Origin of the sequence: Pseudomonas cavernae (assembly GCF_003595175.1) — a bacterium.
Lineage (GTDB): Bacteria > Pseudomonadota > Gammaproteobacteria > Pseudomonadales > Pseudomonadaceae > Aquipseudomonas > Aquipseudomonas cavernae.
In genome coordinates this window covers 3,137,931-3,162,376 of sequence record NZ_CP032419.1, presented here as the reverse complement: position 1 = coordinate 3,162,376, position 24,446 = coordinate 3,137,931, and the positions used below count along the sequence as shown (strand labels likewise).

Genomic DNA, 24,446 nt, shown 5'->3' with positions numbered 1-24,446 from the left:
CGTTAAAAACGGCTTCGGAATGCTCATTTACAACTCGTAAACTCCGCTTCCTCAGCCGTTTTTGCCTTGTTTGACTCTAGCTCGCGAGATCCGAAACAGGTTCTGACGTGACACCGATGGGCGCGCGCACGGCGCGCCCATCGTTCCCTCTCTGCAATATTCCCCTCTTCCCCTCGCGTTCAATCCGTCGACACCGGCTTCAGATGCCTGCTCAGATACTGCTGCAGCCCATGCATCAGCACGGCGACCAGTATTGCCAGCGTGACCCCCAGCAAAGTGTTCACCAAGCGCACCTGCGCCAGGTGCCAGTCCTGCGACAGGCTTTCCGAGAGCAGCACGAAACACAGGGTGTTCTGCATCACGTAGAGGCCGTAATGGTTGGCCTGGAAGGTGCGGCTGAGAAAGATCAGCGGCAGCATGGTCGCCACCATCAAGGGTGGGCTCTGCAGGCTGTGGGCGAAGAGGATCAGCAGGGCGGCCGCACACAGGCTGGCTGCGCCCGACTGCAGGGCGCGCACCAGGCTGCCGCGGAATTCCAGTTGCAGGGTGCAGATCACCGTCAGGGTCAGCCAGTAGCCGCGTGGCAGTTCGGCCAGTTGTACGACCAGGCCGGCGAGGGCGAAAGCCAGGGTGCAGCCGAGGGCATGCAGACGCCACTGCTGCTCGGGCAAGCGTCGGGCGTGGCGGCGCAGCACCTTGAGCAGACTCAACAGGCGCGGCATCTGCGGCCACATGCGCAGGCCATGCACGCCGCGCAAGCCGAAGGCCAGCAGCATCACCCACAGGCCACCGAGAATGAACAGCATGGCCACCGCATAAGGGTTATGCAGGTTGCCGATGCCGTACTGACCCTGACCGAGGGACAGGCACACAGCCAGGCCGACCCCGAGCTTGCCGGCCTCCTTGCCGAAGCGCTGCAGCCAGGCCAGCAGCAGGCCGAAGACGGCGAACAACCCCAGGCTCAACAACGGATGGCTGCCGCTCCAGAAACCCAGGCCGGCGCTGCAGGCACCGAGACCGGTGAGCAGCAACATGCGCAGCATGCCGAAGCGGTGCAGGGCGGAAGCCTGGGCGGCCTGGAAGGCGCCGGTGGCGGCCCACAGGAAGCCGGAATGGCTGGAGAACAGGCCGAGCAGCAGCGGCAAGGCGCAACCGAGGGCCGCAACCGCTCCCGAGCCCCAGGCGGGCGGGCCGGCATGCCAACTGAGGGCTTCGCGTATGGCTTGTCTCATGGCGTCACATCGGGCTCGAGCGGCCGGTCATTTCACGGGCCATTTCGGTGGCATAGCTGTCGGTCATACCGGCGATGAAATCGATCACGCGCAGGAACGAGCGGTGCAGCGGCCACTCCGGTTGCGGCGCGTTATTGCCGAGCAGATCGAGAATCCGCTGGTGCTTGAACGACGGCGTGCGCCCGCCCTGTTGTTCCAGTGCAGCACCACAAAAGGCATTAAGCAAAATTTCCAGGGTGGTGTAGGCGCCGATCTCGTGCAATGTCTTGCGCTTGTCCTGGAAGATCTTCTCCCGAGCCATGGCCTTGGCGCTGAGCACGCAGCGCTTGGCCGGGCCGTGCATGTGCTCGACCAGATCGCCTTGCAGGGTGCCGGCCAGCAGCGCGGGCTGCTGTTCGACGAAGGCACGGGCGGCGGCGTTGGTCAGGTGTTCGATGGCCTTGCCGCGCAGGATCGCCAAGCGGCGCCGGCGCGAGTCCTGCGGGCCGAGCTGGCGGTAGGTTTCCGGCAGGTCGTCGCCGACCAGGCCGAGCAACAGGGCCTCGACTTCGGCGTAATCGAGCAGCTCCATCTCCAGGCCGTCTTCCAGGTCGATCAGGCCGTAGCAGATGTCGTCCGCCGCCTCCATCAGGTACACCAGCGGGTGGCGCGCCCAGCGCTGCTCCTCGATCTGCGGGAGGCCGAGCTTGGCGGCGATCTGCTCAAGCAGCGGCAGTTCGCTCTGGTAGCAGCCGAACTTGTGCTTCTTGTAGCCCAGTGCCTCGGCGTGGCGGGCGGTCCAGGGGTATTTCAGGTAGGTGCCAAGGGTGGCGTAGGTCAGCCGCGTGCCGCCGTCGAACTGGTGGTATTCCAGTTGGGTCAGCACGCGGAAGCCCTGGGCGTTGCCCTCGAAATTGAGGAAGTCGGCGCGTTCTTCCGCACTCATCGCATCCAGCCAGCCGCGCCCGGCGGCCTGCTGGAACCAGTGGCGGATGGCATCCTCGCCGGAGTGGCCGAACGGCGGGTTGCCGATGTCGTGGGCCAGACAGGCGGATTGCACGACCATGCCCAGATCGCTCGGCTCGCACCAGTCCGGCAGGCTGTCGCGGATCATCTCGCCGACGCGCATGCCCAGCGAACGACCGACGCAGCTGACTTCCAGCGAATGGGTCAGACGCGTGTGGATATGATCGTTGCTGGTCACCGGATGGACCTGGGTCTTGCGCCCCAGGCGGCGGAAGGCGCCGGAGAAGATGATGCGGTCGTGATCTTTGTGAAAGGGGCTGCGGCCGAGTTCCTCGGTGCTGTGCACCGGTTTGCCGAGCCGTTCGCGGGTGAGCAGGGTATGCCAGTCCAAGGCTGATCCTCGCCAGTCAGTGGCTAATCGTCTTAGCTTCGTAGTTCGGCTTCCCGCCTGCAAGCTATTGCTATGGTGCGTTCTCAGTTATGTCCCCCGATTGCGTTGCTGCCTGCAAGCGGGCCAGGCAAGGCGCAGCCCGCAGGCAATGGTCGTTCCCTTGCCAAGGGCTGCAACACCGCATGGCCCGCTTGCAGGCGCAACGAAGGAAATAATTGAGAACGCACCCTGGGGGAGACGGTGGCGAGTCGCGCTTGCGGCTGTTAAGTTCGCCGCCAGCTCCGGCGAATTCTCAGCACAAGGAACAGCTTCATGGCAGGAACCAGTCTTCTCGCGTTGCTCGATGACATCGCCAGCGTGCTCGACGATGTCTCGCTGATGACCAAGGTGGCGGCGAAAAAAACCAGCGGGGTGCTGGGCGACGACCTCGCGTTGAATGCCCAGCAGGTGGCGGGCGTCAAGGCCGAGCGCGAGTTGCCGGTGGTGTGGGCGGTGGCCAAGGGCTCGTTTCGCAACAAGCTGATCCTGGTGCCGGCGGCGCTGGCCATCAGTGCGTTCGCGCCTTGGGCGGTGACGCCCCTGTTGATGCTCGGTGGCGCCTTTCTCTGTTACGAGGGTTTCGAGAAGCTGGCGCATCGCTTTCTCCACAGCCGCGAAGAGGAGGCGGCCGAACGGGGCGAACTGCGCGATGCGTTGAGCGACCCACAGGTCGACCTGGTGGCCTTGGAGAAGGCCAAGATCAGCGGCGCGGTGCGTACCGACTTCATTCTCTCGGCGGAAATCATCGCCATCACCCTCGGCATCGTCGCCGATGCACCGTTCACCCAGCAGGTTCTGGTACTGGCGGGGATCGCCATCGCCATGACCATCGGCGTCTACGGCCTGGTGGCGGGTATCGTCAAGCTCGACGACGGCGGCCTCTACCTCAGTCAGAAGCAGGGCCTGCTGCGCGGGCTCGGCCTCGGTATCCTGCGGGCTGCGCCTTATCTGATGAAGAGCCTGTCGGTGATCGGCACGGCGGCGATGTTCATGGTCGGCGGCGGCATCCTCAGCCATGGCCTGCCAGTGCTGCACCACGGGATCGACGAACTGGCGCAGGGGCTGGGCGGCATCGCCGCGGTCGGCCCGCTGCTGCAGGCGATCACCCCGACCCTACTGGATGCCGGGCTCGGCATCGTCGCCGGCGGCCTGGTGCTGGCCGTGGTCAGCCTGGCCGGCCGCTTGTGGCGGGCGGTGAAGGCCTAGAGCTCGCCGCGTCGATATCCATCCGCGGCAGGCGTTTGCCGTTGTCGATGAATTGCCCGGCGTTCAGGCAGTACTGGTTGCAGGTGGTGTCACGGTAGGCGCTGGAGAGGATCGGCCGGCGTTCATTCCAGCCTTCGGCGAGCAGTTGGCCAAGCGCTTCGGTGCCGGCGATCAGGCTGGCGGCGGTATCGATGAGCGGCTGAGAGCAGACAAGCGGCTACCCATCGATCACGATGAAGTCCTTAATCTTTCTTCCGGCCTACCCACCATGGAGCAGGCCTGATTGCCGATGAAAACACCGGCAACTCAAACGTTTAGCAAGAGTGTGGCCAGCGGCGGGACAGTGTCAGGTTTTTCCTGCCGGCTCTTGCGCAGCAGTACCGGATGGTCGGCGCAAGGCCGTCATCAATGCTGGATAGAGGAGCGCGCCAATCCGCAGCCAGCGGCGCAGTCCGCGGCCTTTGCCGGCGAAAAAAGCCAGCGCGGTCACACCGGCGATGCCCCAGAGTGGTGCGTGGCTGAGGCCAAGGGTCTGCTGCCAGTTCGTCGCTATGCCGCGGACCTTGTGCAGGGGCTTCAGGATCAGCTGCGATTCATGGCGGATCTCTTGACGATGCATTTCCAGGCGCAGACGGATCAAGGCCTTGCGCAGCTCCTGGCGGCTGGCGTTGGGCGGCAGGGTGGGCAGATTCATGGCAACAGGCGCTCGCGGTCGCGCGCCAGCTCTTCGAGCGTGGCGCTGAAAGGGGAAGATTCATCGGCAACCGCCGCCCGCAGGCGCACGGCGCAATACGCCGTGGCGACGACGTAGAGCAGGCACAGGCCGATGATGGCCGCCAGCCGATAGCTATCCCAGAACAGGATCAGCAGCAGCGTCGACAAGCCCACGAGCAGCAGCAGGCCGAAGATCAGGGCGAAACCGGCGAACAGCAGCAAGCTCAGCGTGCGGGATTTCTGTTCCTGCAGTTCGATGCCGAACAGCTCGACATGGCCATGCAGCAAGCCGAGCAGGGCGGCGCCCAGGCGGCGCGGTGAGGCGTGGTGCGGGGTGGATTCCCTTCCGTCGGACATGCTTAACGACGCCCGGCCAGTAGCCCGAGGAGAAAGCCTAGCGCGGCGGCCAGGCCGAGGGACTGCCAAGGGTGATCGGCGACATAGGTTTCGGTGGCATCGACGGCGGCCTTGCTGTGTTCGCGAAGCGTTTCTTCGACACCCTGCAGGGTTTCACGCGCGCGTTTCAGGCTTTCATGCACCTGGGTGCGCAGTTGCTCGGCCTCCGCTCCGGCGAGGTTGGCGGTCTCGTTGAGCAGCTTCTCGGTGTCACCGACCAGGGCCTGAAACTCAGCCACTAGCGCATCCGATTTGTTCGTCGTGGTCATGCGGACTCTCCATGAAAAATGGCTTCAGGGCTATGAGTCTAGTGTCCTGAAGTCGAAGTGGGTTGTTTTTGACGGTTTCTGTTGGGGGCAGGCGGCATTGCCAACTGACCCGGCGCACCGCGCGGGGGCGTGAGCGAACGCCGATTCACGACATTGGCTGCTTGGCGAAGGTTTCTGCGCTATTGCTCAGCGAGGTAACTGGTATAGCTATTGCATTGCGGTGGTGCGAAGTTGGAGCGGTGTGCCCTGTGTTTGGGCGTAATGGTCGCTGGGATTGTCGCCATAAATCCGCTTCAAATAAATGAAAAATAAAGAAAAAGTCCAAGTTCACGGTTTTCTGCCAAATGCTTATGTACCAAGTCGGGTCGTTAACGGCGTTCGTTCTGGTGCATGAAGGTCTCAGGATGGTGCGCTTCTGGCGGGGCGTGAGCTTATTTGGTGCTTTTTCCCTCAACGCCGGAGTCGTCAGCGCCGATGGAAAACCTCGATAACGCCGTGCAAGCCCTGCTTCACGGATCCAACACCTTGTTCATTCTGCTGGGCGCCGTGATGGTGCTGGCTATGCATGCCGGTTTCGCCTTTCTCGAAGTGGGCACGGTACGGTTGAAAAACCAGGTCAATGCCCTGTCGAAGATCATCTCCGACTTTGCCATTTCCACCCTGGCGTATTTCTTCATCGGTTACTGGGTGGCCTACGGGGTGACCTTCCTCGAACCGGCGGCGGCGCTGACCGCCGACCACGGCTATGCGCTTGTGAAGTTTTTCTTCCTGCTGACCTTCGCGGCAGCGATCCCGGCGATCATTTCCGGCGGCATCGCCGAGCGTGCCAAGTTCGGCCCGCAACTGTGTGCCACGTTGCTGATCGTCGCCTTCGTCTATCCCTTCTTCGAGGGGATGATCTGGAACGGCAACTTCGGGCTGCAAGCCTGGCTGAGCGCGCGTTTCGGCGCCAGCTTCCACGACTTCGCCGGCTCGGTGGTGGTGCATGCCATGGGCGGCTGGCTGGCCTTCGGCGCGGTGGTCCTGCTCGGCAAGCGCAACGGCCGCTATCGCGACGGCAAGTTGGTGGCGTTCGCGCCGTCGAACATCCCGTTCCTGGCCCTGGGCTCGTGGATCCTGATCGTCGGCTGGTTCGGCTTCAACGTGATGAGTGCGCAGACGCTGGTCGGTATCAGTGGCCTGGTGGCGGTCAACTCGCTGATGGCGATGGTTGGCGGCACGGTGGCGGCGCTGTTCGTCGGGCGCAACGACCCCGGTTTCCTGCACAACGGCCCGCTCGCCGGGCTGGTGGCGGTCTGCGCCGGTTCTGACCTGATGCATCCGGTCGGTGCGCTGGCGACTGGGCTGGTCGCCGGTGCCCTGTTCGTCTGGGCCTTCACTGCGACTCAGGTGAAGTGGAAGGTCGATGATGTGCTCGGCGTCTGGCCGCTGCATGGCTTGTGCGGGGTCTGGGGCGGCATCGCTTGCGGCATCTTCGGCCAGCAGGCGTTGGGCGGCCTGGGCGGCGTCAGCCTGAGCAGCCAGCTGATCGGCACCGGCCTCGGCGTGCTGGTGGCGCTGGTCGGCGGCTTCCTGGTGTATGGCTTGCTGAAGGCGGCGGTCGGGATCCGCTTGAGCCAGGAAGACGAGTATTACGGCGCCGACCTGACGGTGCATAAGATCGGCTCGATCAATCAGGAGTGATCGGCGGTTCGCCGCGCTGCATGAAAAAGCCCGCCAATCGGCGGGCTTTTTCATGGCTCTGTCCCTGTTAGGTGTTGGAGATGTCGTAGCCCGGATGCAATCCGGAGTGCAGCATCCCTTGCCCTGTGGGCCGTCAGCACATGCCGAACCGGTAGGAGCGATTTCATTCGCGAAAGGGTTGGCACCACCTTTATCCCTGGCTCGCGGATAAATCCACTCCTACAAAAAGCACTGCCTCATGCACCGCGTAACCGGGACATAGCCTTTTTCATGCTTGGGCTGTTACCACAGCGGCATGGTGTAGCTGACGATCAGGCGATTCTCGTCCAGGTCGTTGGCGAAGTTGCTGCGCACGGTCGCGTTACGCCATTTCAGCCCGAGGTTCTTCAGCGGGCCGTCCTGGAACACGTAAGCGATGTCCATGTTGCGTTCCCATTCCGTGCCTTCGCCACTGGTGGTCAGTTGATCGACGTTGTCGCCGGTGACATAGCGGGTCATGAAGGTCAGGCCGGGAATGCCCAAACCAGCGAAGTTGTAGTCGTAGCGTGCCTGCCAGGATTTCTCGTCCTTGTTGGCAAAGTCACTGATCTGGATGTAGTTCACCAGGTAGGGGTCGGTGCCGTTGATATAGGCGAAGCCGGTGTCGCCGCTCATCTTCTGATAGCCAAGACCGAAGGACTGGAAACCCAAGGTGTAGGTGAACATGGCGTTGAGCGCCTTGTTGTCGACGTTGCTGGTGCCGTCATCGGTGGAGCGTGCCCAGCGGATGTCGGACTTCAGCGATTGCTTGTCGGCAATCGGCCACACGTGGATAAGGTTCAGGTAGTGCTGCTGGTAGAACCCGTCGAGCTGGCCGTAGTGGTAGCTGGTGCTCAGGCTGTCGGTCCACTTGTAGCTGCCGCCGGCGAAGTCGAAATGATCCGCCGTGGTGCCCTTGGCTACAGTGATATTGCGCTTGCCGCCACCGTTTATGACCATGTCCTCGTAGTCCGAGGAGTCACGCTGGTTGTATTGCCGCAGGCGGCCGGCATCGAAGGTCAGGCCGTCGATTTCCATGGAGTTCAGCGCGCCACCGCTGAAGGTCTGTGGTAGCAGGCGGGTGTCGTTGTACTGCACGACCGGCAGTTTCGGCAGCAGGGTGCCGACCTTCAGGGTGCTCTTCGAGGCGCGCAGCTTGGCAGTCAGGCCCAGTTCACCGTATTCGTCCTGAGCCTCGCCGGTTTCGCGATCACGCTTGAGCAGGCCGGTGCCGCTGCGGTCGGCGCTGGAGTCCAGTTTGACGCCGAGCAGGCCGAGCGCATCGACGCCGACACCGACGCTACCTTCGGTATAGCCGGACTCCAGGCGCAGCAGGAAGCCTTGGGCCCATTCTTCCTGTTTGGCCTGAGTCGGAGCCGGAGAGCTGTCCTGACGAAGGTCACGGTTGAAGTAGAAGTTGCGCAGTTCGAGACTGCCTTTGCTGTCCTTGATGAACTCCGCCTGGGCCAGGCTGGGTAGAGTCAAGCTGGCGCCGAGCGTGGCGAGGGCCACGGCACGGGCGAGAGGGGTCGCGTGCATTATTGTTATCTCCTCGTGGATGCAGACAGGCGGATTTATGACCGTACTGTTACGAGTTGTAATAAAACACGAGACAGCCACGACGGCTTTTAGACCTTAGTCGGCTGGGTTTTGTGGGTCGCTCATTCCACCCAGCGCGGGTAGAACCCCAGGGATTCCTGGGCCTCGCCGTCGTGGGCCGGAATCACCGTCAGTTCCGGTTCTTTGGCCAGCAGGTTGTGCACGCGCTGCAGGATGTTGCGGGTCGCCTCGCGATCGTTGTCGACCTGGCGGCGACTGAACCAGAACTTCTCGTGCGGGCCGGTGAAGCCGGCGAGGCGCCAACTGGCATCGCCGGTGAAGAAGAACCGGCGGCCATCCGCGAGCGTCAGGAACAAGCCGACCGAGCCGGGGGTGTGGCCGCTCAGGGGAACCAGCACCACACTGCGATCGCCGAACAGATCCAGGCTGTCCTCGAAGCCGAGGAACGGCCAGGGCTGGAAGACCAGGGGGCGCCACTTGACCGCATGCTGGAACTGGCTGGGCAGGATCGCCGGCGGGGTGGAGATTTCGGCGAACTCGATCTCCTCGTACGGCGCCCAGACCGGTACCTCCGGATAGTCGGCCAGCCCCGAGGCGTGATCCCAGTGGGCGTGCGACAGGAGGATGCGGTCGATGCGGATGCCGTCCTTATCCAGTTGCTCGCGTACCGGCAGCACCGGGCCGTACTCCAGCAGCGGCCGCAGCCAGGCGGGCATCTCGGCGAACTGGCTGTCGACCTGGCGGCCCAGTCCGGTATCGAACAGCAGGGTCGCGGCATGGTGCTGGATCAGCACGGCGACGTGGTTGACCTTGACCTTGCGCGTCCATTCGCCGCCTTCGACGGTGAGGGCCTCACGGGCCTCGGTTTCCGCGGTCTTCACTAGGCTGAAACGCAGCTCGGCGGCTTGGCTGGCGAGGCTGAACAGGGTCAGTGCAACGAGGCTGTAGAGGCGCATGAATCAGGCTCCTGGGAGGTGGGGGGAGGGTTCGGCGTCGCCGAACTGCAGCGGCAGGCGGCTGCGGCGCAGAGTCCAGCGCCCCGGTTCCAGCGCCACCATGCGCAGTGCGCCGGGTGGCAGAGGATGGCCGGCGTTCGCGGGCCAGAGGATTTCCGCCCGGGCCTCGAGGTGCAGCAGGTCGCCGCTGGCGAAATCGATGAACAGCAGGGCGCAGCGCGGCTCCAGCAGCAGGTTGCCGAGGGTGTTGAAGAGGTTGTTGCCCGAATAGTCCGGCAGCCACAGGCGCCCGTCCTGTCCCAGCTCGACGAAACCGAGCGGCCCGCCACGGTGGGAAACGTCGACGCCGCCGTTGTGCTCGCCGCTGTGCTGGCTGGCGATGAACAGCGTGTCGCTGCGCCGCACCAGGCTCAGCCAGTCCTCGGCCAGTCCATGCCCCTGCAGGCTAGGGCCGGCCTGGCGCTGGTGCGGCGAGCAGGTGCGCGCCTGGATGTATCTCGGGCAGTTGCCGAAGGACTGTTCGGCCAGCACGGTGAAGCCTGTGCTGTCCCGGGCGACGATCCGGCCGTTCAGCCGATTGCGTCGGCGGGTCGGCAACTCCAGGCCGAGCAGGCCCAGGCGCCAGCCCTTGTGCAGGCAGCCGGCGAGCGGGTCGTCCGCCTGCGGCAGGGCATTCACCCGCAGCAGGGTGGCCTCGGGCGTGTGCGCGAAGCCCGGTTCACCCCACAGCACCGACGCCTGGGGCTGCCCGTTGACGTCCAGGCCGGCGGCCAGCAGCCAGGGCAGTTGGGCGAAGAACTCACGGTGCTGGTCCGGCATGTAGGTGCGGATCGCCCGCTGGCCGAAGGCGGCTACCTGTTCGAGCACGCCGGCGCGGGCCTGGATGTCCAACTCGCCGGGGTGGAAGGGAATGGTCATGGCTCATCTCCCTAGCGGCTGGGCAGCGGCTGGTAGCCGGGCAGGGCGCGCAGGCGTGCAAACCAGGCCTGCAGATTGCGGTAGCTGTCCAGTTCCAGACCACCTTCCACGGCCATGGCGACATAGGGATAGACGGCGATATCGGCGATGGTCGGCGTTTCTGTCTGGGCCAGCCAGGCGTGCCGGACCAGGTGTGCCTCGAGCAGCTCCAAGGCGGCCCGTCCCTTGGCCTGGACGGCTTCCAGGTCTCCCGGACGATTGAACAGGCGCAGAAGCCGCGCCTGAGCCACCCCGTGCTGCACCTCGTTGGCGGCGAAGCTCAACCAGTGGGCGATGCGGCCCTGGCTGATGGCGTCGAGTGGGTACCAGGCGGCCTCAGCATAGCGGCTGGCCAGATAGACCAGTATCGCCTGCGAGTCGCCCAGGCGGAAGTCGTCATCCTCCAGCACCGGGACCTGGCCGCGCGGGTTGATGGCCAGGAAGTCCGGGTGCTTGTGCGCGCCGTGGAGCAGGTCGACGCTGGCCAATTCGACTTCCTGGCCGATGAGGCCGAGGAACAGGCGGACTTTGTAGGCGTTTCCGGAGAGGGCGAAGTCATGCAGTTTCATGGGCTGGATTCCTTGAGTGGGCATTGAGTGGTGGTGGGTGGTGCCTGGATAATAGACAGACAGGTCTGTATAGTTCAAGCGTGAAATCGCTCTTCGCAGCCTTCCGGAAGATTCGCGCTGGCGGCTCGCGCATAATGGCGGGCCAGGAGGTACCCCATGGCATCCAGTAAACGCGAGCAACTGCTCGACACAGCCCTCGACCTGTTCGCCCGCGAGGGCTACCACGCCACCGGCATCGACCGCATCCTGGCCGAGTCAGGGGTGGCGAAGATGACGCTGTACAAGCACTTCAAGTCCAAGGACGAGCTGATCGTCGCCGCCCTGGAGTCCCGTCAGCGGCAGATAGCCGAAGACCTGAGCGAGGCGCAGCAGGGCCTGGGCGCGCGGGAGAGGGTGCTTGGCGTGTTCGACTTCGTGCAGACGCTCACCGAAGGCGAGCGGTTCTGCGGCTGTCTGTTCATCAATGCGGCGGCCGAGTTCCACGACCGTGGCCATCCCATCCACCGGCAGGCAGCGGCCTACAAGGCGGTGGTGCGCGAGTATTTCCAGCGCAACCTGGCGGCGCTGAAGGTGGCCGATGCGGAGCGGCTGGCACGGCAGCTGCAATTCCTGCTGGAGGGCGCGATGACCATGGCGCACATCCAGGGGCCGGCCAGTCAGGGGCGGGAGGCCCGCGAGGCGGCGGAGCAACTGCTCGCCGCGGCGGGCGTCTGACTCAGTCCAGCCCGCCGAGCAGGCGCGCCTCGCAGCTCTCGATGGCCTCTAGGGAACCGGACAGCACCACCGCATCGCCTTTGCGCAGCTGGGTTTGCTGGCCGAGCGCCAGTTCCTCGCCGTTCCGGCGCACGGCCTGCACTTCGGCGCCTAGCTGCTCCAGCGCCAGTTCACCCAGCGGCCGCCCGCAGGCATAGGCGTTCTCGTTGAGGTTCACCGCATGCAGCAGGACCCGCTGCTGGCCACGGTTATCCAGCAGTTCAGTCTGCGCGCCGTGGTAATAGCCATGCAGCAGGCGATAGCGGCTGCGGCGCACCTCGGCGATCTGGGCCTGTACCTGTTGGTGCGGCAGGCCCAGCAGCAGCAGGGCGGTTGAGGCGAGCATCAGGCTCGACTCCAGCACTTCCGGCACCACCTCGGTGGCGCCGGCCTCCTGCAGCTGGTGCAGATAAGTGTCATCCCGCGTGCGGACCAGGATCACCAGCTGCGGATTGAGCCGGTGGGCCAGCTGGACAATGCCCAGCGTCGCCTCGCTATCGTTGACCGCCACCACCAGCAGGCGCGCCCGTGTCAGGCCGACTGCTTCCAGCAAGTCGGGGCGGCGCGAGTCGCCATAGTGCACGCAGGCTTCGCCGGCGGCGGCTTCCTGCACGCGCACCGGGTCGTCGTCGAGGGCGATGTAGGCGATGTTCTCGCGGCGCAGGAAGCGGCCGATCGACTGGCCGACCCGACCGTAACCGCAGATCACCACGTGCTGGTCCAGGTCCTGGCTGGCCGCGTTGATGTCCGCCACCGAACTGTGCGGCTGCCGCTGCCGCGCCAGTCGCTCGGCCAGCCGCGGAGCGGCGCGCAGCAGCAGCGGCGTCAGCGCCATCGAGCAGAAGGTCGCGGCCAGCAGCAGGCCGTCGAACCCTGGCGGCAGCAGGTGGGCCTGGGTCGCCAGGGTGACCAGGGCAAAGCAGAACTCGCCGCCCTGGGCCAGCGCCAGGCCGGTGCGCCAGGCGCTGGTGCCGTCGCCGCCGCGCAGCCTGACTAGCAGGGCGATCACGGCGCCCTTGATCAGCATCAGCAGCAAGGTGAGGGTGGCGATCTGCAAGCCATGGCTGAGGAACAGGTGGAAGTCGATCAGCATGCCGACGCTGACGAAGAACAGGCCGAGCAAGATGTCGCGGAACGGGCGGAGGTCCGCCTCGATCTGATGACGGTAATGACTCTCGCCCAGCAGCATGCCGGCGAGGAAGGCGCCAAGGGCCGGCGACAGGCCGAGCAAGTGGGTCAGCCAGGCGGCCAGCAGCACAAGCACCAGCGCCAGCAGGACGAACAGTTCGGGCGAGCGCGCGGCGGCGACCTCGTGGAACAAGCGGGGCAATACCCAGCGGCTGACGAGGAACATGCCGGCGAACAGCAGCAAGGCTTTGCCCAGCGTCAGGCCCAGCGCCAGATGCCAGCTGGCGCCACCGTCGCCGGCCAGCGCCGGCAATAGCGTCAGCAACAGCACTGCGACCAGATCCTGCAGTAGCAGCACGCCGATCGCATTCTGACCGTGGCTGCTGAACACCTCGCCGAGGCTGCTCAGTTCCTTGGTGACGATGGCGGTCGACGACAACGCCAGGCCGGCGCCGAGCAGCAGCGCGGCATTCGCCGGCAAGTCGAAGCCATAGTGCAGCAGCGCCACCAGCGGCACGCCGCAGGCCAGCACCTGCAGGCTGCCGAGGCCGAACACCACGCTGCGCAGCGCCAGCATGCGTGGCAGGGAGAATTCCAGGCCGAGGGTAAACAGCAGGAACACCACGCCGAACTCGGCCAGCTTCGGCAGGTCTTCACCTTGGCCGACCCAGCCGAGGGCCGCCGGGTTGATCAGCACGCCGACGAACAGATAGCCCAGCAGCGGCGGCAAATTCAGGCGCCGGAACAGGGCGATGACCACCAGCGAGAAAGAAAAGATGATCAGCAGATTGGCGAACAAATAGCGTCTCCCATGACTTCAGCTTCCACCGCTACAGCGGCTAGCATCCCGCTCGGCGTCGCCCTATGGTTTGATCCGAATCAAGCGTGGCGAAAGTTTTGTGCGCCCGTATACCGCCTTGTTACTCAGCAAAGCACAGCAGGGGCGAGGCGGCAGGTTCGGCGCCAGCGGCCGCGGGAGCAAGTGTTAAACTGCGCATCTGAATTTCCCTCGAGGCCTGTCCATGCTTCCCGAATGCCAACTGTTCGGCACCCTTGGCTGTCATCTTTGCGAAGTGGCCGAAGCGCTGCTGATGCCTTTCGTCGAGAACGGCCTGTTGGTCGAACTGGTCGACATCGCCGAACGTGAGGAGTGGGTCGAGCAGTACGGCTTGTTGATTCCGGTGTTGCGTCGTTGCGATACCGGCGCCGAACTCAACTGGCCGTTCGATGCCGAGCAGGTGGTGACCTTTCTGCGTTGAAGCGTTCTGCACCGAAAAACGCCAGGCAATAAAAAACCCGCCATGAAGGCGGGTTTTTTCGGGTTTGGTCGGAGAGACAGGATTCGAACCTGCGACCTTCTCGTCCCGAACGAGACGCGCTACCAAGCTGCGCTACACTCCGAAGTGGCGACAATAATACTGAAAAACTTTTGCAGCACAAGAGGTTATGTAGATTTTTTGTTCGGTAAGGCGCGGTGGTTTTAAAAAAAATCATGCTAAGGCCGGACTTGGCGAGGCCTCGAGGCGGTCACGCACCTGCTGGTCGGCAGGTGCGCAAACCGTGACCGCTGGCCTGTTGCCTTAGAACTTGTTTACGATCGCGCGAGCTAGAGCCAGACAAGGCAAAAACAACCGAGGAAGCGGAGTTTACAAGCTGTAAATGAGCTTTCCGAGGCTGTTTTTAACGCCGGATGGCCGACGCGCAGCAGATCGTAAACAGGTTCTTACAGCTCTTTGACTGTGCGTACCTGGTCCTTGTTGACCCGGGTGCGTTTGCCGTCCAGCTGTTCAAACTCGTAGAAACCAGCCTCGTCGTCATACTCCGGCGTGTCGACCGCCTGGATCTCGCGACCATCGTTCAGGGTGATCACCGTAGGTGAGGCGCAGCCGGCCAGGGTGCCGAGGCCGAGCGTCAGCATGAGTGCGAGAAGAGTCCGTTGAGTCATCGTTTGTCTCCAGATTAAGCGGTGATTGCCGTTCATCTGACGTAAATCTGCGGCTCAGGTTCCCGAAAATCTTGCCGGTCAGCCCCTGCCGAGCGGGTCGCGCAACAGTTCCGGGCTATTCAGATTGGCCAGGCGCGGGTCATCCAGCGGGCAGTCCAGCGCAGTCACGCCAAGCCGCAATAGCGCCCGCTGCGGGCTGCGTTCGCCTTGCTGCCAGGCCTGCTCCAACGCGCCAGCCAGGCTTTTCGGCAGCAGGCAGACCAGCGGCTGCCAGTATTCGCCCTGACGCACCATCGCGGCCTGCTTCGGCTGGCGGCTGGCGGCCCGGCGCAACTGCTCCAGCAACGCACGGTCGAGCAAGGGCGCATCGCAGGGCAATATCAGCAGGTGGTCGTGGCGGGCGACGGCGAGCCCGGCGCGAATGCCGGCCAGCGGGCCGGGGAAGTCGGCACTGTCGTCCTGCACCAGGCGGTCGGCATAGGCCGCGTAGCGCTCGGCATTGCGGTTGCAGGAGATGATCAGATCGTCTGTCAGCGGTCGCACCAGGGCGTGCAGATGGGCGATCAGCGGCTGCCCGCGCCACTCCAGCAGGCCCTTGTCGGCGCCGCCCATACGCTGGCCGCGACCGCCGGCAAGCAGCAGTACGGAGCAGGTGGGCAGGGTGGGCGCGGCGGTCATGCGGGGCTCCTGAACTGAGCGTGCGGGGGCTGTGATATAACACCCGCCTGTCCCCTCTCACAACCGGAATAGAGCCATGAGCCACAAGGCTGATGCGGTGTTCGTGCCGCTCAATATCGCCGTGCTGACTGTCAGCGACACCCGTACTCTGGACACCGACACCTCCGGCCAGCTGTTCGTCGACCGACTCACCGCCGCCGGCCACAACCTCGCCGCACGTGTGCTGCTGAAAGACGACCTGTACAAGATCCGCGCCCAGGTCGCTGCCTGGATCGCCGATGACAGCGTGCAGGTGGTACTGATCACCGGCGGCACCGGCTTCACCGGCCGCGACAGCACCCCGGAAGCCGTGGCCTGTCTGCTGGACAAGCAGGTCGAGGGCTTCGGCGAGTTGTTCCGGCAGATCTCGGTGGCCGACATCGGCACGTCCACCGTGCAGTCGCGCGCCCTCGCCGGGCTGGCCAACGGCACCCTGGTGTGCTGCCTGCCGGGCTCGACCAACGCCTGCCGCACCGGCTGGGACGGCATCCTCGCCGAGCAACTGGACGCCCGTCACCGCCCATGCAACTTCGTCACCCACCTCAAACCGGTGGCGCCCTGCGAGTCGCGCGGATGAGTGGCGACGACCATCCCGGCTTGATGCCGGTCGAGACCGCGCTCGCGCGCCTGCTCGAACTGGCGGAAGCGACGCCGATTTGTGAGTGCGAACGCTTGCCGCTGGCCGAGGCGCGCGGCCGGGTATTGGCCGAGCCGTTGCTGGCGAGTCTCGATCTGCCGCCCTGGCCGAACAGTGCCATGGATGGTTACGCGCTGTGCCAGGCCGACTGGCAGGGCGAGCCGCTGGCGGTCAGCCAGCGCATCTTCGCCGGCCAGGCGCCGGGGCCGCTTGAGCCCGGCACCTGCGCACGGATCTTCACCGGCGCACCGCTGCCGGCCGGTGCCGACTGCGTGGAAATGCAGGAAAACGCCGAGGTGTTGGCCGACGGCCGAGTGCGCTTTCGCGAGCCGATCAAGCCCGGCCAGCATGTACGCCCGCAGGGTCAGGAGACGCGCCAGGGCGAAACCGTGCTGGCCGCCGGCACGCGCCTGGGGCCGGTACAGCTGGGCCTGTGCGCGACGCTCGGCGCCGCCGAGTTGGCGGTGCGTCGCCAGCCGCGAGTGGCGGTGCTGTCCACCGGTGACGAGTTGGTCGAGCCAGGCCAGCCGCTCGGCCCGGGACAGATTTACAACAGCAATCGTCGCCTGCTGTGCAGCTGGCTCGAACAACTGGGCTGCGCAGTGGTGGATGCCGGCATCCTGCCCGACGACTTGGCGCTGACCCGTGCCAAGCTCGGCCAGCTGAGCGCGGTCGATTTGATTCTTTCCACCGGCGGTGTGTCGGTGGGCGAGGCGGACTTCCTCGGTGAGGCGCTACGCGAGGGCGGCGAGTTGGCGCTGTGGAAGCTGGCGATCAAGCCCGGCAAGCCGCTGACTTTCGGCCACTACCAGGGCGTGCCGGTGCTCGGCCTGCCGGGTAATCCGGCCTCGACCCTGGTGACCTTCGCCTTGCTGGCGCGCCCCTACCTGCTGCGCCGGCTGGGCGTGGACAAGGTCGCGCCGCTGCACTTCCCGGTGCCGGCCGGTTTCGTCTGGCGCAAGCCGGGCAGCCGCCGCGAATACTTGCGCGCGCGCCTCGAAGACGGCCGTGCGGTGCTCTATGCCAACCAGAGTTCCGGGGTGCTGCGTAGCGTGGCCTGGGCCGATGGCCTGGTCGAAGTGCGTGAAGGCAGCACTCTGGCCGAGGGCGAGCCGGTCAACTTCATTCCGCTGAGCGAGTTGCTGGTGTAGGAGCGAATTCATTCGCGAGTCTGGGCGGCTCCGGGCTGCCTGCAGCGCGAATGAATTCGCTCCTACAGCGATGCCTTGCGGCTTTCGCGGAATTCCCCCGGGGTCATCCCGGTCCAGCCCTTGAAGCTGCGATGGAACGAGCGCGACTCGGTGAAGCCCAGGTACTGGGCGATGTCCTGCACCGCCAGGTCGCTGCGGATCAGGTAGTGCTCGGCCAGTTCCTGGCGCAGCTGGTCGAGAATTTCCTGATAGCTGGTGCCGGCCAGTTGCAGGTGGCGTTGCAGGGTGCGCACCGTCATGTTGAAGCGCTCGGCGACCCGTTCCTTGCGCGGCAGGCCTTCCTTGAGCAGCAGGCGCAGGGCGTTCTTCACCCGCTGCGGCAGCGGCTCGTCAGCGTCCAGTCCGGCCATCAGCGCCAGGGCATGATCCTCCAGGGTGCGCAGCAGGTTGGCGTCGGCCTGGCGCAGCGGCACGTTCAGGTATTCCAGCGGCACCAGCAGGGCATTGACACTTTGCCCGAAGCGTACCGGGCAGCCGAATACCGCCTCGTACTCGGCGAGCTCGGTGTCGGCCGGCTGCGCATGTTCGAACCAGACCGCCTGCGGCGAACGCTGCATGTCGGCAATCCAGCGGGCATACAGCAGCCAGGATGCCAGCACGTTCTCCACCATATGTCGGCGAATCTCCGCCAATTGATGGCGACAGCTCCAGATCAGCCGCACATGGCCGTCGCCCGCTTCGACGCGGCTGGTGCCCATGTCGCCGACCAGCTTCTCGTAGGGCACGATGCGGCTCATCGCTTCGCCGAGGGTCGCGCAGTTCATGGTGATGTAGCCGAGCACGCTCCACGAGCCGGGCTGGACGAAATGGGCGGCGTGCAGGCCGAACAGCGGGTCGCCGGAGGCTGCCAGGAGGTGCGCGAGCAGTTTCTCGTGGGCTTCGCTCGGCAGGCGTTTGCCGTTGTCGTCCAGATCGGCGCGGTGCAGGCCGGCGGCGCTCAGGGCGGCATCCTGATCGAGGCCCTGGCGCTCGGCCAGGCGCAGGTATTTCAGCAGGGCGGGAACGGCGGTGTAACCCAGTGCGTGCATGGCGTGCTTCTTATTGTTCGATGTCTTGATTGGCGACTCGGGTTGTCTTGATCCGACAGTGACCGCGCAAGGTGGCTGGCTAGTATAAGCAGCTAAAAATGCACAGGAGAATGCCATGCGGCGCTGGAACGGTTGGGGAGAGGAGGCCACGGTGATGGAACTGCCGGCGCAGGGTGCGGCGTTTCTGGCGGGGCGCATCGGCGCCGGCCGGGCGCTGGCCGACGCCAGCCTGGACAGCGTACTGGCGCAGGTGCCGGCTTCGCGCCTGCCGGCTCATCCGCTGCTCAGCACCGATGCCGAGACCCGCGTGCGCCACGCCCGTGGGCAAAGTCTGGCGGACTGGCTGGCGATGCGCGAAGGCAACTTCGGCGTGTTTCCCGATGGTGTCGCCTTTCCCGAGACCGTGGCGCAGATCCGCGAGCTGCTGGCCTGGGCCGCCGCCCAGGACGTCATCGTCATTGCCTACGGCGGCGGCACTTCGGTGGCCGGGCACATCAACCCGCAGGCCGGCGGAAAGCCGGTGCTGACCCTGTCGCTGGCGCGCATGAACCGCCTGTTGGATCTGGACGAGCAGAGCCGCCTGGCCACTTTCGGCCCCGGCGCCAACGGCCCGCAGGTGGAAAGCCAGCTGCGCGCGCATGGCTACACCCTCGGCCACTTCCCGCAGTCCTGGGAGCTGTCGACCCTCGGCGGCTGGGTCGCCAGCCGTTCCAGCGGCCAGCAGTCGCTGCGCTACGGGCGCATCGAACAGCTGTTCGCCGGCGGTACGCTGGAAACCTTCGCCGGCCCGCTGGAACTGCCGACCTTCCCGGCCTCCGCCGCCGGTCCCGACCTGCGCGAAGTGGTGCTCGGTTCGGAAGGGCGCTTCGGGGTGATTTCCGCGGTCAAGGTGCGGGTCAGTCAGTTGGCCGAGGACGAGCGCTTCTACGCGGTGTTCCTGCCGAGTTGGCCACGTGCTTTGGAGGCAATCCGCGAGCTGGCGCAGGCACGCGTGCCGCTGTCGATGCTGCGTCTTTCCAATGCCATCGAGACCGAAACCCAGCTGGCACTGGCCGGCCACCCCGGACAGATCGCCCTGTTGGAGAAATACCTGGCCCTGCGCGGCGCGTCGGCCGGCAAATGCATGCTGACCTTCGGCGTCACCGGCAACCGCGTGCAGAACGCCGCCTCGCTGAAGCAGGCCAAGCGCCTGCTCAAGGGGCACGGCGGGGTGTTCACCGGCACCTTGCTGGGCAAGAAGTGGGCGGCAGGGCGCTTCCGCTTCCCCTACCTGCGCGAGACGCTGTGGCAGGCCGGCTACGTGGTCGACACCCTGGAAACCGCCACCGACTGGTGCAACGTCGACCCGCTGCTCGACCGCATCGAAGCCAGCCTGCGCGACGGCCTGGTGGACGAGGGCGAGCGCGTGCACGTGTTCACTCACCTGTCCCACGTCTATGGCGAGGGTTCGAGCATCTATACCACCTACGTGTTCCGCCCGGCGGCCGGCTATGGCGCGACGCTGGAACGCTGGCGCCGGCTCAAGCACGCGGCCAGCCGGGTGATCGCCGACAACCGCGGCACCATCAGCCATCAGCACGGCGTCGGTCGCGATCACGCGCCCTATCTGCCGGCGGAGAAGGGCGAGCGGGGCATGGCGGTGCTCCAGACCCTGGCCGAGCACTTCGACACCGAGCGCCGGCTGAATCCCGGCGTGCTGCTGCAGGAATGAGCGCCTGGAACGCCGCCTGGCGTGAGCGCGCGCTGCCGGAACTGGCGGCGCGCGAGTGGGACCTGATCGTCGTCGGCGGCGGCATCAGCGGCGCCGGCATCCTCCGCGAAGCCGCACGGCGCGGCTGGAAGTGCCTGCTGATCGAGCAGCGCGACTTCGCCTGGGGCACCTCCAGCCGCTCGTCGAAGATGGTCCACGGCGGCCTGCGCTACATCGCCAAGGGCCAGTGGCGGCTGACCCGCGATTCGGTGCACGAGCGCCAGCGCCTGCTCGGCGAGGCGCCGGGGTTGGTCGATCCGCTGAGTTTCGTGATGGCCCATTACCGCGGCGGCTTCCCCGGCCCCAGGGTGTTCGGCGGTCTGCTGGCGCTGTATGACGCCATGGCCGGCAAGCGCAACCATTTGTATTACCCGCTGCAGGAGCTGCGCTACCTGGCGCCGGGATTGAAGGAAGAGCGGTTGCTCGGCGGCACGCGCTTCTTCGATGCGGTGACCGACGATGCGCGTCTGGTGCTACGCGTGCTCGACGAGGCGCGCGGCGACGGCGGCGAGGCGCTCAATGGCCTCAAGGTGCTGGAGTTGCGGCGCGAGAACGGGCGGGTGACCGGCCTGCTCGCCGAGGATGCCGACAGCGGTGCGCGCTTCACCTTCCGCAGCCGGATGGTCGCCCAGGCCACCGGCGCCTGGGCCAATCGCCTGCGCCAGGCCGGCGGCCACGAGCAGATCCGCCCGCTGCGCGGCAGCCACCTGCTGCTGCCGGGCTGGCGCCTGCCGCTGGCTCATGCCTTCAGTTTCATGCACGAGCAGGGCGGGCGGCCGGTGTTCGTCTTTCCCTGGGAGGGCGCGACGGTGATCGGCACCACCGACCTCGATCACAGCGACGACCTCGATCAGGACGCGCGCATCAGCGCCGCCGAAGTCGATTACCTGCTGGCCGCCTGTGCCCAGCAGTTTCCCACCGTGGGTATCGCTCGCGCGGATGTGCTATCGACCTGGGCCGGCGTGCGCCCGGTGGTCAGCGACGGTATCGCAGGCAAGAAGCCTTCGGACGAAAAGCGCGAGCATGCGCTGTGGCGCGAGCCTGGCTGCGTGACCCTGGCCGGCGGCAAGCTGACCACTTTCCGTTTGCTGGCCCTGGAAGTACTGCACGCCTGCGCGCCCGAGCTGGGGCGCGCGGTGGACGATTACGGTACTGAAGTGTTCCGTCCGCAGCCCACCGTGCCACTGCCGCAACTTGCGCCGGCCCAGCAGCGCCGTTTGGCTGGTCGGTATGGCCGTGCCTTGCCGCGTCTGGCCGAGTTGCTGGAGGAGCTGGGCGGCGAGCGCGTCGGCGCCAGCGACACGCTGTGGGCCGAATTGGGCCTGGCCGCCGAGCAGGAGCTGGTGCTGCATCTGGATGACCTGCTGCTGCGCCGCACTCGCCTCGGCCTGCTGTTGGCGCAGGGCGCTGCCGCCGAATTGCCGCGCATCCGTGCGCTGTGCCAGGCGCGGCTGGGCTGGAGCGATGCGCGCTGGGAAGAGGAAGTGCGGCGCTATCTGGCGCTGTGGCGTAGCTGTTACAGCCTGCCGATTGATGGGTAGGGGCAAGGCGTAGGGTGGATGCCGCTTTTCACATCCACCGCTGAGGTGGTGGAAAACGCTTCGCGGTTTTCCACCCTACGGACCGGACCGAAACCAATAACAACAAGGACCGCATCTTGAGCGAACCAAGCTACCTGCTGGCCATCGACAACGGCACCCAGAGCGTCCGCGCGCTGCTCTTCGACCTCGCCGGCAACCTGGTGGGCAAGGGCAAGGTCGAGTTGCAGGCCTATTACTCGCAGCAGCCGGGCTGGGCCGAGCAGGACCCGGAGTATTACTGGCAGAGCTTGGGCGAAGCCTGTCGGCGGCTCTGGCAGCAGGTCGACATCGACAAGCGTTTGATCAAGGGCGTGGCGCTGACCACCCAGCGCGGCACCCTCATCAACCTAGATGCCGCCGGCCAGCCGCTGCGCCCGGCCATGCTCTGGCTCGACCAGCGCCGTGCCGAGGTGCGCGGGCGGATCAAGGGACCCTGGGGCTGGCTGTTCAAGCTGATCGGCGAGGAAGCGACAGTCGACTATTTCCGTGCCCAGGCCGAGGTCAACTGGATTGCCCAGCAGCAACCGGAGATCTGGGCCAAGACCGACAAGCTGTTGCTGCTCTCGGGCTTTCTCACCCACCGCCTGACCGGGCGTTTCGTCGATTCGCTGACCAGTTGCGTGGCTTATCTGCCGTTCGACTACAAGCGCCTGAAGTGGGCGGCACCACGCGACTGGAAGTGGCAGGCCATGCCGGTGCGCCGCGAGCAATTACCGGAACTGGTCAAGCCGGGCGAGCGACTTGGCGTGATCAGTGCCGAGGCCAGCCGTCATACCGGCATTCCCGCGGGCCTGCCGCTGATCGCCGCCGGCGCCGACAAGGCCTGCGAGGTACTCGGCGCCGGCGGCGTGGAGCCGAGCACGGCGTGCCTGTCCTACGGCACCACGGCGACCATCAACACCACGCGCAAGACCTACCTGGAAACCATCCCGCTGATCCCGCCCTATCCGGCGGCGATCCCCAATCATTTCAACACTGAGGTGATGATCTACCGTGGCTTCTGGATGGTCAGCTGGTTCAAGCAGGAGTTCGGTCTGCGCGAGATGCAGCGCGCCCAGGAGTTGGGCGTCGAGCCCGAAGCACTGTTCGACGAACTGGTCAACGGCGTACCGCCCGGCTCGATGGGCCTGATGCTGCAGCCCTACTGGTCGCCGGGCATCCGCGAGCCGGGGCTGGAGGCCAAGGGCTCGATCATCGGCTTCGGCGACGTGCACACCCGCGCGCATCTTTATCGGGCGATCCTCGAGGGCCTGGCCTATGCCCTGCGCCAGGGCAAGGAACGCATCGAAAAGCGCTCGGGGAGCAAGATCAGCCGTTTGCGCGTGTCCGGCGGTGGCTCGCAAAGCGACGCGGCGATGCAGCTCACCGCCGACATCTTCGGCCTGCCGGCCGAGCGCCCGCACACTTATGAGACCTCTGGCCTCGGTGCAGCCATCGCCTGTGCGGTGGGGCTCGGCCTGCATGCCGATTTCCCCACCGCCATCGCCGCGATGACGCGTATCGGCAGGGTGTTCCAGCCCGATCCGCAGGCGCAGCGCACCTATGAGCGCCTGTATCGTGAGGTCTACCAGCGCATGTACAAACAGCTCAAGCCGATGTACGAGAGCATCCGCGCGATCACCGGTTATCCGCAGTGAACGGCCGGGATGCTTGCGTTTCGCTACGCTCAACCCAATCTGCAGGCGAGGGTAGGATGGGTTGAGCGCAGTAATACCCATGCCGTTGGCGGTAGCATTTTTCGCAGGGCTGCGCGGTCTATCGCTGAAGTGCAATGACTGGATGAGGCGAGGTGATGAACGAGCGCAAGGCGTTATTGATCCTGCATGGCAAACAGGCGCTCAACGAGGAAGTGCGGGCGGCGGTGCAGGCTAGGCGCGATGAAGGCTGGGAGCTGGCGGTGCGCCTGACCTGGGAAGCCGGCGACGCCCGCCGGCTGGTCGACGAGGCACTGGCGGCGGGCTTTCCGATCCTAATCGCCGGTGGCGGCGACGGCACCTTGCGCGAGGTCGCCGAGGCGCTGGTGCAGGCCGGCGGCGGAGCCAGTCTGGCGCTGCTGCCGCTGGGCACGGCCAACGATTTTGCCCGCGCCGCCGGGGTGCCGCTGCTGCCGGGCGAGGCCCTCGAGCTGCTGGAGGTGGCGCCGCGGCCGATCGACCTGGGCGAGGTCGGCGGTCATCTATTCCTCAATATGGCCACCGGCGGCTTCGGCTCCAAGGTCACCGCCAGCACCTCGGAAGAGTTGAAGAAGGTGCTCGGCGGCGCGGCCTATTTCCTCACCGGGCTGACGCGCTTCTCCGAAGTGCATTCGGCTTTCGGCCGCTTCAGCGGCCCGGGCTTCGCCTGGGAAGGCGAGTTTCTCGCCCTCGGCATCGGCAATGGCCGTCAGGCCGGCGGCGGCCATCTGATGTGCCCGCAGGCGTTGGTCGACGATGGCCTGCTCGACCTGTGCATAGTGCCGGCGGCGCAGGATCTGGTCGGCACGCTGGGGACGCTGTTGTCCGGCGGCATTCTCGGCCTCGAGTCGGTATCGATCAGCGCGCGCCTGCCGTGGCTGGAAATCGATGCCCCGGAAGGACTGGACGTCAATCTCGACGGCGAGCCAATGGAAAGTCCGCACCTGCGCTTCGCCGCGCGCCCGGCGGCGCTGCGCGTGCACTTGCCGGCGGGCTCGCCGCTGCTCGGCGCCATGCCTGCTACTCAGGCGTGATGCCTGTGTGCCATTGTCGCGGCGGCTTCAGCTTCGCCCGGGCCTGCCGATAACC

The 24,446-nt window shown here is 65.7% G+C and carries 24 protein-coding genes, 1 tRNA gene and 1 pseudogene; 11 read left to right on the top strand and 15 right to left on the bottom strand.

Features of this window, described 5'->3' with window-relative positions; all coding sequences use genetic code 11:
• Positions 1-179: 179 nt before the first annotated feature.
• Positions 180-1,232, bottom strand: a complete 1,053-nt coding sequence (locus tag D3880_RS14405) for an FUSC family protein (protein WP_119894132.1) — start codon at positions 1,230-1,232, stop codon at positions 180-182.
• A 4-nt stretch (positions 1,233-1,236) separates the two neighbouring features.
• Entirely contained in the window at positions 1,237-2,568 is a 1,332-nt protein-coding gene (locus D3880_RS14400; RefSeq protein ID WP_119894131.1) for a deoxyguanosinetriphosphate triphosphohydrolase, read from the bottom strand.
• Positions 2,569-2,880: 312 nt separating this feature from the next.
• Between D3880_RS14400 and D3880_RS14395 the strand changes: the two genes are divergently transcribed.
• Positions 2,881-3,813, top strand: coding sequence for a DUF808 domain-containing protein (locus D3880_RS14395; protein WP_119894130.1), 933 nt, complete (start codon positions 2,881-2,883; stop codon positions 3,811-3,813).
• Here D3880_RS14395 and D3880_RS14390 read toward each other — a convergent pair.
• Positions 3,773-3,958: pseudogene (locus D3880_RS14390) on the bottom strand (hypothetical protein); the annotation flags it as partial. The gene D3880_RS14395 and the pseudogene D3880_RS14390 overlap by 41 nt on opposite strands.
• On the opposite strand from D3880_RS14390, the gene D3880_RS22950 reads away from it, so the two are divergent.
• Positions 3,959-4,096 carry a hypothetical protein gene (locus tag D3880_RS22950; RefSeq protein WP_218567576.1) on the top strand — a complete coding sequence of 46 codons (138 nt, stop codon included), beginning with the start codon at positions 3,959-3,961 and terminating at the stop codon, positions 4,094-4,096.
• Positions 4,097-4,159: 63 nt separating this feature from the next.
• Here D3880_RS22950 and D3880_RS14385 read toward each other — a convergent pair whose 3' ends face one another.
• Genes D3880_RS14385 through D3880_RS14375 form a run of 3 tightly spaced genes read right to left on the bottom strand, consistent with a single transcriptional unit; the run spans position 4,160 to position 5,192 of the window.
• Positions 4,160-4,507, bottom strand: coding sequence for a hypothetical protein (locus D3880_RS14385; protein ID WP_119894129.1), 348 nt, complete (start codon positions 4,505-4,507; stop codon positions 4,160-4,162).
• Positions 4,504-4,884 carry a phage holin family protein gene (locus D3880_RS14380; RefSeq protein WP_119894128.1) on the bottom strand — a complete coding sequence of 127 codons (381 nt, stop codon included), beginning with the start codon at positions 4,882-4,884 and terminating at the stop codon, positions 4,504-4,506. The genes D3880_RS14385 and D3880_RS14380 overlap by 4 nt, the downstream gene beginning before the upstream one ends.
• Before the next feature lie 2 nt (positions 4,885-4,886).
• Complete coding sequence (locus D3880_RS14375) at positions 4,887-5,192, bottom strand: ElaB/YgaM/YqjD family protein (RefSeq protein ID WP_119894127.1); 306 nt, start codon at positions 5,190-5,192, stop codon at positions 4,887-4,889.
• Positions 5,193-5,666: 474 nt separating this feature from the next.
• Here D3880_RS14375 and D3880_RS14370 point away from each other — a divergent pair, with 474 nt between their 5' ends.
• The gene (locus tag D3880_RS14370; protein ID WP_119894126.1) at positions 5,667-6,875 is read left to right on the top strand and encodes an ammonium transporter; all 1,209 of its coding nucleotides are present in this window, start codon (positions 5,667-5,669) and stop codon (positions 6,873-6,875) included.
• Positions 6,876-7,157: 282 nt separating this feature from the next.
• Here the strand turns inward: D3880_RS14370 and D3880_RS14365 are convergent, their stop codons facing one another.
• From D3880_RS14365 to D3880_RS14350, 4 genes are all read right to left on the bottom strand, one after another.
• Positions 7,158-8,432 (bottom strand): OprD family porin, encoded by a 1,275-nt coding sequence (locus tag D3880_RS14365; protein ID WP_119894125.1) that lies wholly within the window; start codon positions 8,430-8,432, stop codon positions 7,158-7,160.
• Between the two features lie 122 nt (positions 8,433-8,554).
• The gene (locus D3880_RS14360; protein ID WP_119894124.1) at positions 8,555-9,409 is read right to left on the bottom strand and encodes an MBL fold metallo-hydrolase; all 855 of its coding nucleotides are present in this window, start codon (positions 9,407-9,409) and stop codon (positions 8,555-8,557) included.
• A 3-nt stretch (positions 9,410-9,412) separates the two neighbouring features.
• On the bottom strand, positions 9,413-10,327 hold the full coding sequence (locus D3880_RS14355) for a pyridoxamine 5'-phosphate oxidase family protein (protein WP_119894123.1): 915 nt from the start codon (positions 10,325-10,327) through the stop codon (positions 9,413-9,415).
• Between the two features lie 11 nt (positions 10,328-10,338).
• Positions 10,339-10,935 carry a glutathione S-transferase family protein gene (locus D3880_RS14350; RefSeq protein ID WP_119894122.1) on the bottom strand — a complete coding sequence of 199 codons (597 nt, stop codon included), beginning with the start codon at positions 10,933-10,935 and terminating at the stop codon, positions 10,339-10,341.
• A 156-nt stretch (positions 10,936-11,091) separates the two neighbouring features.
• On the opposite strand from D3880_RS14350, the gene D3880_RS14345 reads away from it, so the two are divergent.
• Positions 11,092-11,649: a TetR/AcrR family transcriptional regulator gene (locus D3880_RS14345; RefSeq protein WP_119894121.1), complete on the top strand. Its 558-nt coding sequence runs from the start codon at positions 11,092-11,094 to the stop codon at positions 11,647-11,649.
• A 1-nt stretch (position 11,650) separates the two neighbouring features.
• On the opposite strand, the gene D3880_RS14340 is transcribed toward D3880_RS14345, so the two are convergent.
• The gene (locus tag D3880_RS14340) at positions 11,651-13,615 is read right to left on the bottom strand and encodes a monovalent cation:proton antiporter family protein (RefSeq protein WP_119894120.1); all 1,965 of its coding nucleotides are present in this window, start codon (positions 13,613-13,615) and stop codon (positions 11,651-11,653) included.
• Between the two features lie 223 nt (positions 13,616-13,838).
• On the opposite strand from D3880_RS14340, the gene D3880_RS14335 reads away from it, so the two are divergent.
• Positions 13,839-14,075 carry a glutaredoxin family protein gene (locus D3880_RS14335; RefSeq protein ID WP_119894119.1) on the top strand — a complete coding sequence of 79 codons (237 nt, stop codon included), beginning with the start codon at positions 13,839-13,841 and terminating at the stop codon, positions 14,073-14,075.
• A gap of 65 nt (positions 14,076-14,140) precedes the next feature.
• Here D3880_RS14335 and D3880_RS14330 read toward each other — a convergent pair.
• The 3 genes from D3880_RS14330 to mobA form a co-directional block, all read right to left on the bottom strand.
• A tRNA-Pro gene (locus D3880_RS14330) sits at positions 14,141-14,217 on the bottom strand.
• A gap of 322 nt (positions 14,218-14,539) precedes the next feature.
• Complete coding sequence (locus D3880_RS14325) at positions 14,540-14,761, bottom strand: YgdI/YgdR family lipoprotein (protein WP_119894118.1); 222 nt, start codon at positions 14,759-14,761, stop codon at positions 14,540-14,542.
• 78 nt (positions 14,762-14,839) lie between these two features.
• Positions 14,840-15,439, bottom strand: coding sequence for a molybdenum cofactor guanylyltransferase MobA (gene mobA / locus D3880_RS14320; protein WP_119894117.1), 600 nt, complete (start codon positions 15,437-15,439; stop codon positions 14,840-14,842).
• Positions 15,440-15,515: 76 nt separating this feature from the next.
• On the opposite strand from mobA, the gene moaB reads away from it, so the two are divergent.
• Both moaB and D3880_RS14310 read left to right on the top strand, forming a co-directional pair.
• Entirely contained in the window at positions 15,516-16,055 is a 540-nt protein-coding gene (gene moaB, locus D3880_RS14315) for a molybdenum cofactor biosynthesis protein B (protein ID WP_119894116.1), read from the top strand.
• Complete coding sequence (locus D3880_RS14310) at positions 16,052-17,266, top strand: molybdopterin molybdotransferase MoeA (RefSeq protein WP_119894115.1); 1,215 nt, start codon at positions 16,052-16,054, stop codon at positions 17,264-17,266. Before moaB ends, D3880_RS14310 begins: the two co-directional genes overlap by 4 nt.
• 62 nt (positions 17,267-17,328) lie before the next feature.
• On the opposite strand, the gene gliR is transcribed toward D3880_RS14310, so the two are convergent.
• The gene (gliR, locus tag D3880_RS14305) at positions 17,329-18,354 is read right to left on the bottom strand and encodes an AraC family transcriptional regulator GliR (RefSeq protein ID WP_119894114.1); all 1,026 of its coding nucleotides are present in this window, start codon (positions 18,352-18,354) and stop codon (positions 17,329-17,331) included.
• A gap of 115 nt (positions 18,355-18,469) precedes the next feature.
• Between gliR and D3880_RS14300 the strand changes: the two genes are divergently transcribed.
• The 4 genes from D3880_RS14300 to yegS all read left to right on the top strand — a co-directional run bounded on the left by D3880_RS14300 (position 18,470) and on the right by yegS (position 24,391).
• On the top strand, positions 18,470-20,065 hold the full coding sequence (locus tag D3880_RS14300; protein WP_119894113.1) for an FAD-binding oxidoreductase: 1,596 nt from the start codon (positions 18,470-18,472) through the stop codon (positions 20,063-20,065).
• Positions 20,062-21,645, top strand: a complete 1,584-nt coding sequence (locus D3880_RS14295) for a glycerol-3-phosphate dehydrogenase/oxidase (RefSeq protein WP_119894112.1) — start codon at positions 20,062-20,064, stop codon at positions 21,643-21,645. Before D3880_RS14300 ends, D3880_RS14295 begins: the two co-directional genes overlap by 4 nt.
• 116 nt (positions 21,646-21,761) lie before the next feature.
• Complete coding sequence (locus D3880_RS14290; RefSeq protein WP_119894111.1) at positions 21,762-23,321, top strand: FGGY-family carbohydrate kinase; 1,560 nt, start codon at positions 21,762-21,764, stop codon at positions 23,319-23,321.
• Between the two features lie 155 nt (positions 23,322-23,476).
• A complete protein-coding gene (gene yegS, locus D3880_RS14285) occupies positions 23,477-24,391 on the top strand; it encodes a lipid kinase YegS (protein ID WP_119894110.1) in 915 nt (304 codons plus the stop codon).
• Positions 24,392-24,446: the final 55 nt, after the last annotated feature.

Coding starts and splice junctions, on each gene's coding strand:
- D3880_RS14405 (WP_119894132.1), bottom strand. CDS start 1,232: ATGAGACAAGCCATACGCGAAGCCCTCAGTTGGCATGCCGGCCCGCCC.
- D3880_RS14395 (WP_119894130.1), top strand. CDS start 2,881: ATGGCAGGAACCAGTCTTCTCGCGTTGCTCGATGACATCGCCAGCGTG.
- D3880_RS14385 (WP_119894129.1), bottom strand. CDS start 4,507: ATGAATCTGCCCACCCTGCCGCCCAACGCCAGCCGCCAGGAGCTGCGC.
- D3880_RS14380 (WP_119894128.1), bottom strand. CDS start 4,884: ATGTCCGACGGAAGGGAATCCACCCCGCACCACGCCTCACCGCGCCGC.
- D3880_RS14375 (WP_119894127.1), bottom strand. CDS start 5,192: ATGACCACGACGAACAAATCGGATGCGCTAGTGGCTGAGTTTCAGGCC.
- D3880_RS14370 (WP_119894126.1), top strand. CDS start 5,667: ATGGAAAACCTCGATAACGCCGTGCAAGCCCTGCTTCACGGATCCAAC.
- D3880_RS14365 (WP_119894125.1), bottom strand. CDS start 8,432: ATGCACGCGACCCCTCTCGCCCGTGCCGTGGCCCTCGCCACGCTCGGC.
- D3880_RS14360 (WP_119894124.1), bottom strand. CDS start 9,409: ATGCGCCTCTACAGCCTCGTTGCACTGACCCTGTTCAGCCTCGCCAGC.
- D3880_RS14355 (WP_119894123.1), bottom strand. CDS start 10,327: ATGACCATTCCCTTCCACCCCGGCGAGTTGGACATCCAGGCCCGCGCC.
- D3880_RS14350 (WP_119894122.1), bottom strand. CDS start 10,935: ATGAAACTGCATGACTTCGCCCTCTCCGGAAACGCCTACAAAGTCCGC.
- D3880_RS14345 (WP_119894121.1), top strand. CDS start 11,092: ATGGCATCCAGTAAACGCGAGCAACTGCTCGACACAGCCCTCGACCTG.
- D3880_RS14335 (WP_119894119.1), top strand. CDS start 13,839: ATGCTTCCCGAATGCCAACTGTTCGGCACCCTTGGCTGTCATCTTTGC.
- D3880_RS14325 (WP_119894118.1), bottom strand. CDS start 14,761: ATGACTCAACGGACTCTTCTCGCACTCATGCTGACGCTCGGCCTCGGC.
- mobA (WP_119894117.1), bottom strand. CDS start 15,439: ATGACCGCCGCGCCCACCCTGCCCACCTGCTCCGTACTGCTGCTTGCC.
- moaB (WP_119894116.1), top strand. CDS start 15,516: ATGAGCCACAAGGCTGATGCGGTGTTCGTGCCGCTCAATATCGCCGTG.
- D3880_RS14310 (WP_119894115.1), top strand. CDS start 16,052: ATGAGTGGCGACGACCATCCCGGCTTGATGCCGGTCGAGACCGCGCTC.
- gliR (WP_119894114.1), bottom strand. CDS start 18,354: ATGCACGCACTGGGTTACACCGCCGTTCCCGCCCTGCTGAAATACCTG.
- D3880_RS14300 (WP_119894113.1), top strand. CDS start 18,470: ATGCGGCGCTGGAACGGTTGGGGAGAGGAGGCCACGGTGATGGAACTG.
- D3880_RS14295 (WP_119894112.1), top strand. CDS start 20,062: ATGAGCGCCTGGAACGCCGCCTGGCGTGAGCGCGCGCTGCCGGAACTG.
- yegS (WP_119894110.1), top strand. CDS start 23,477: ATGAACGAGCGCAAGGCGTTATTGATCCTGCATGGCAAACAGGCGCTC.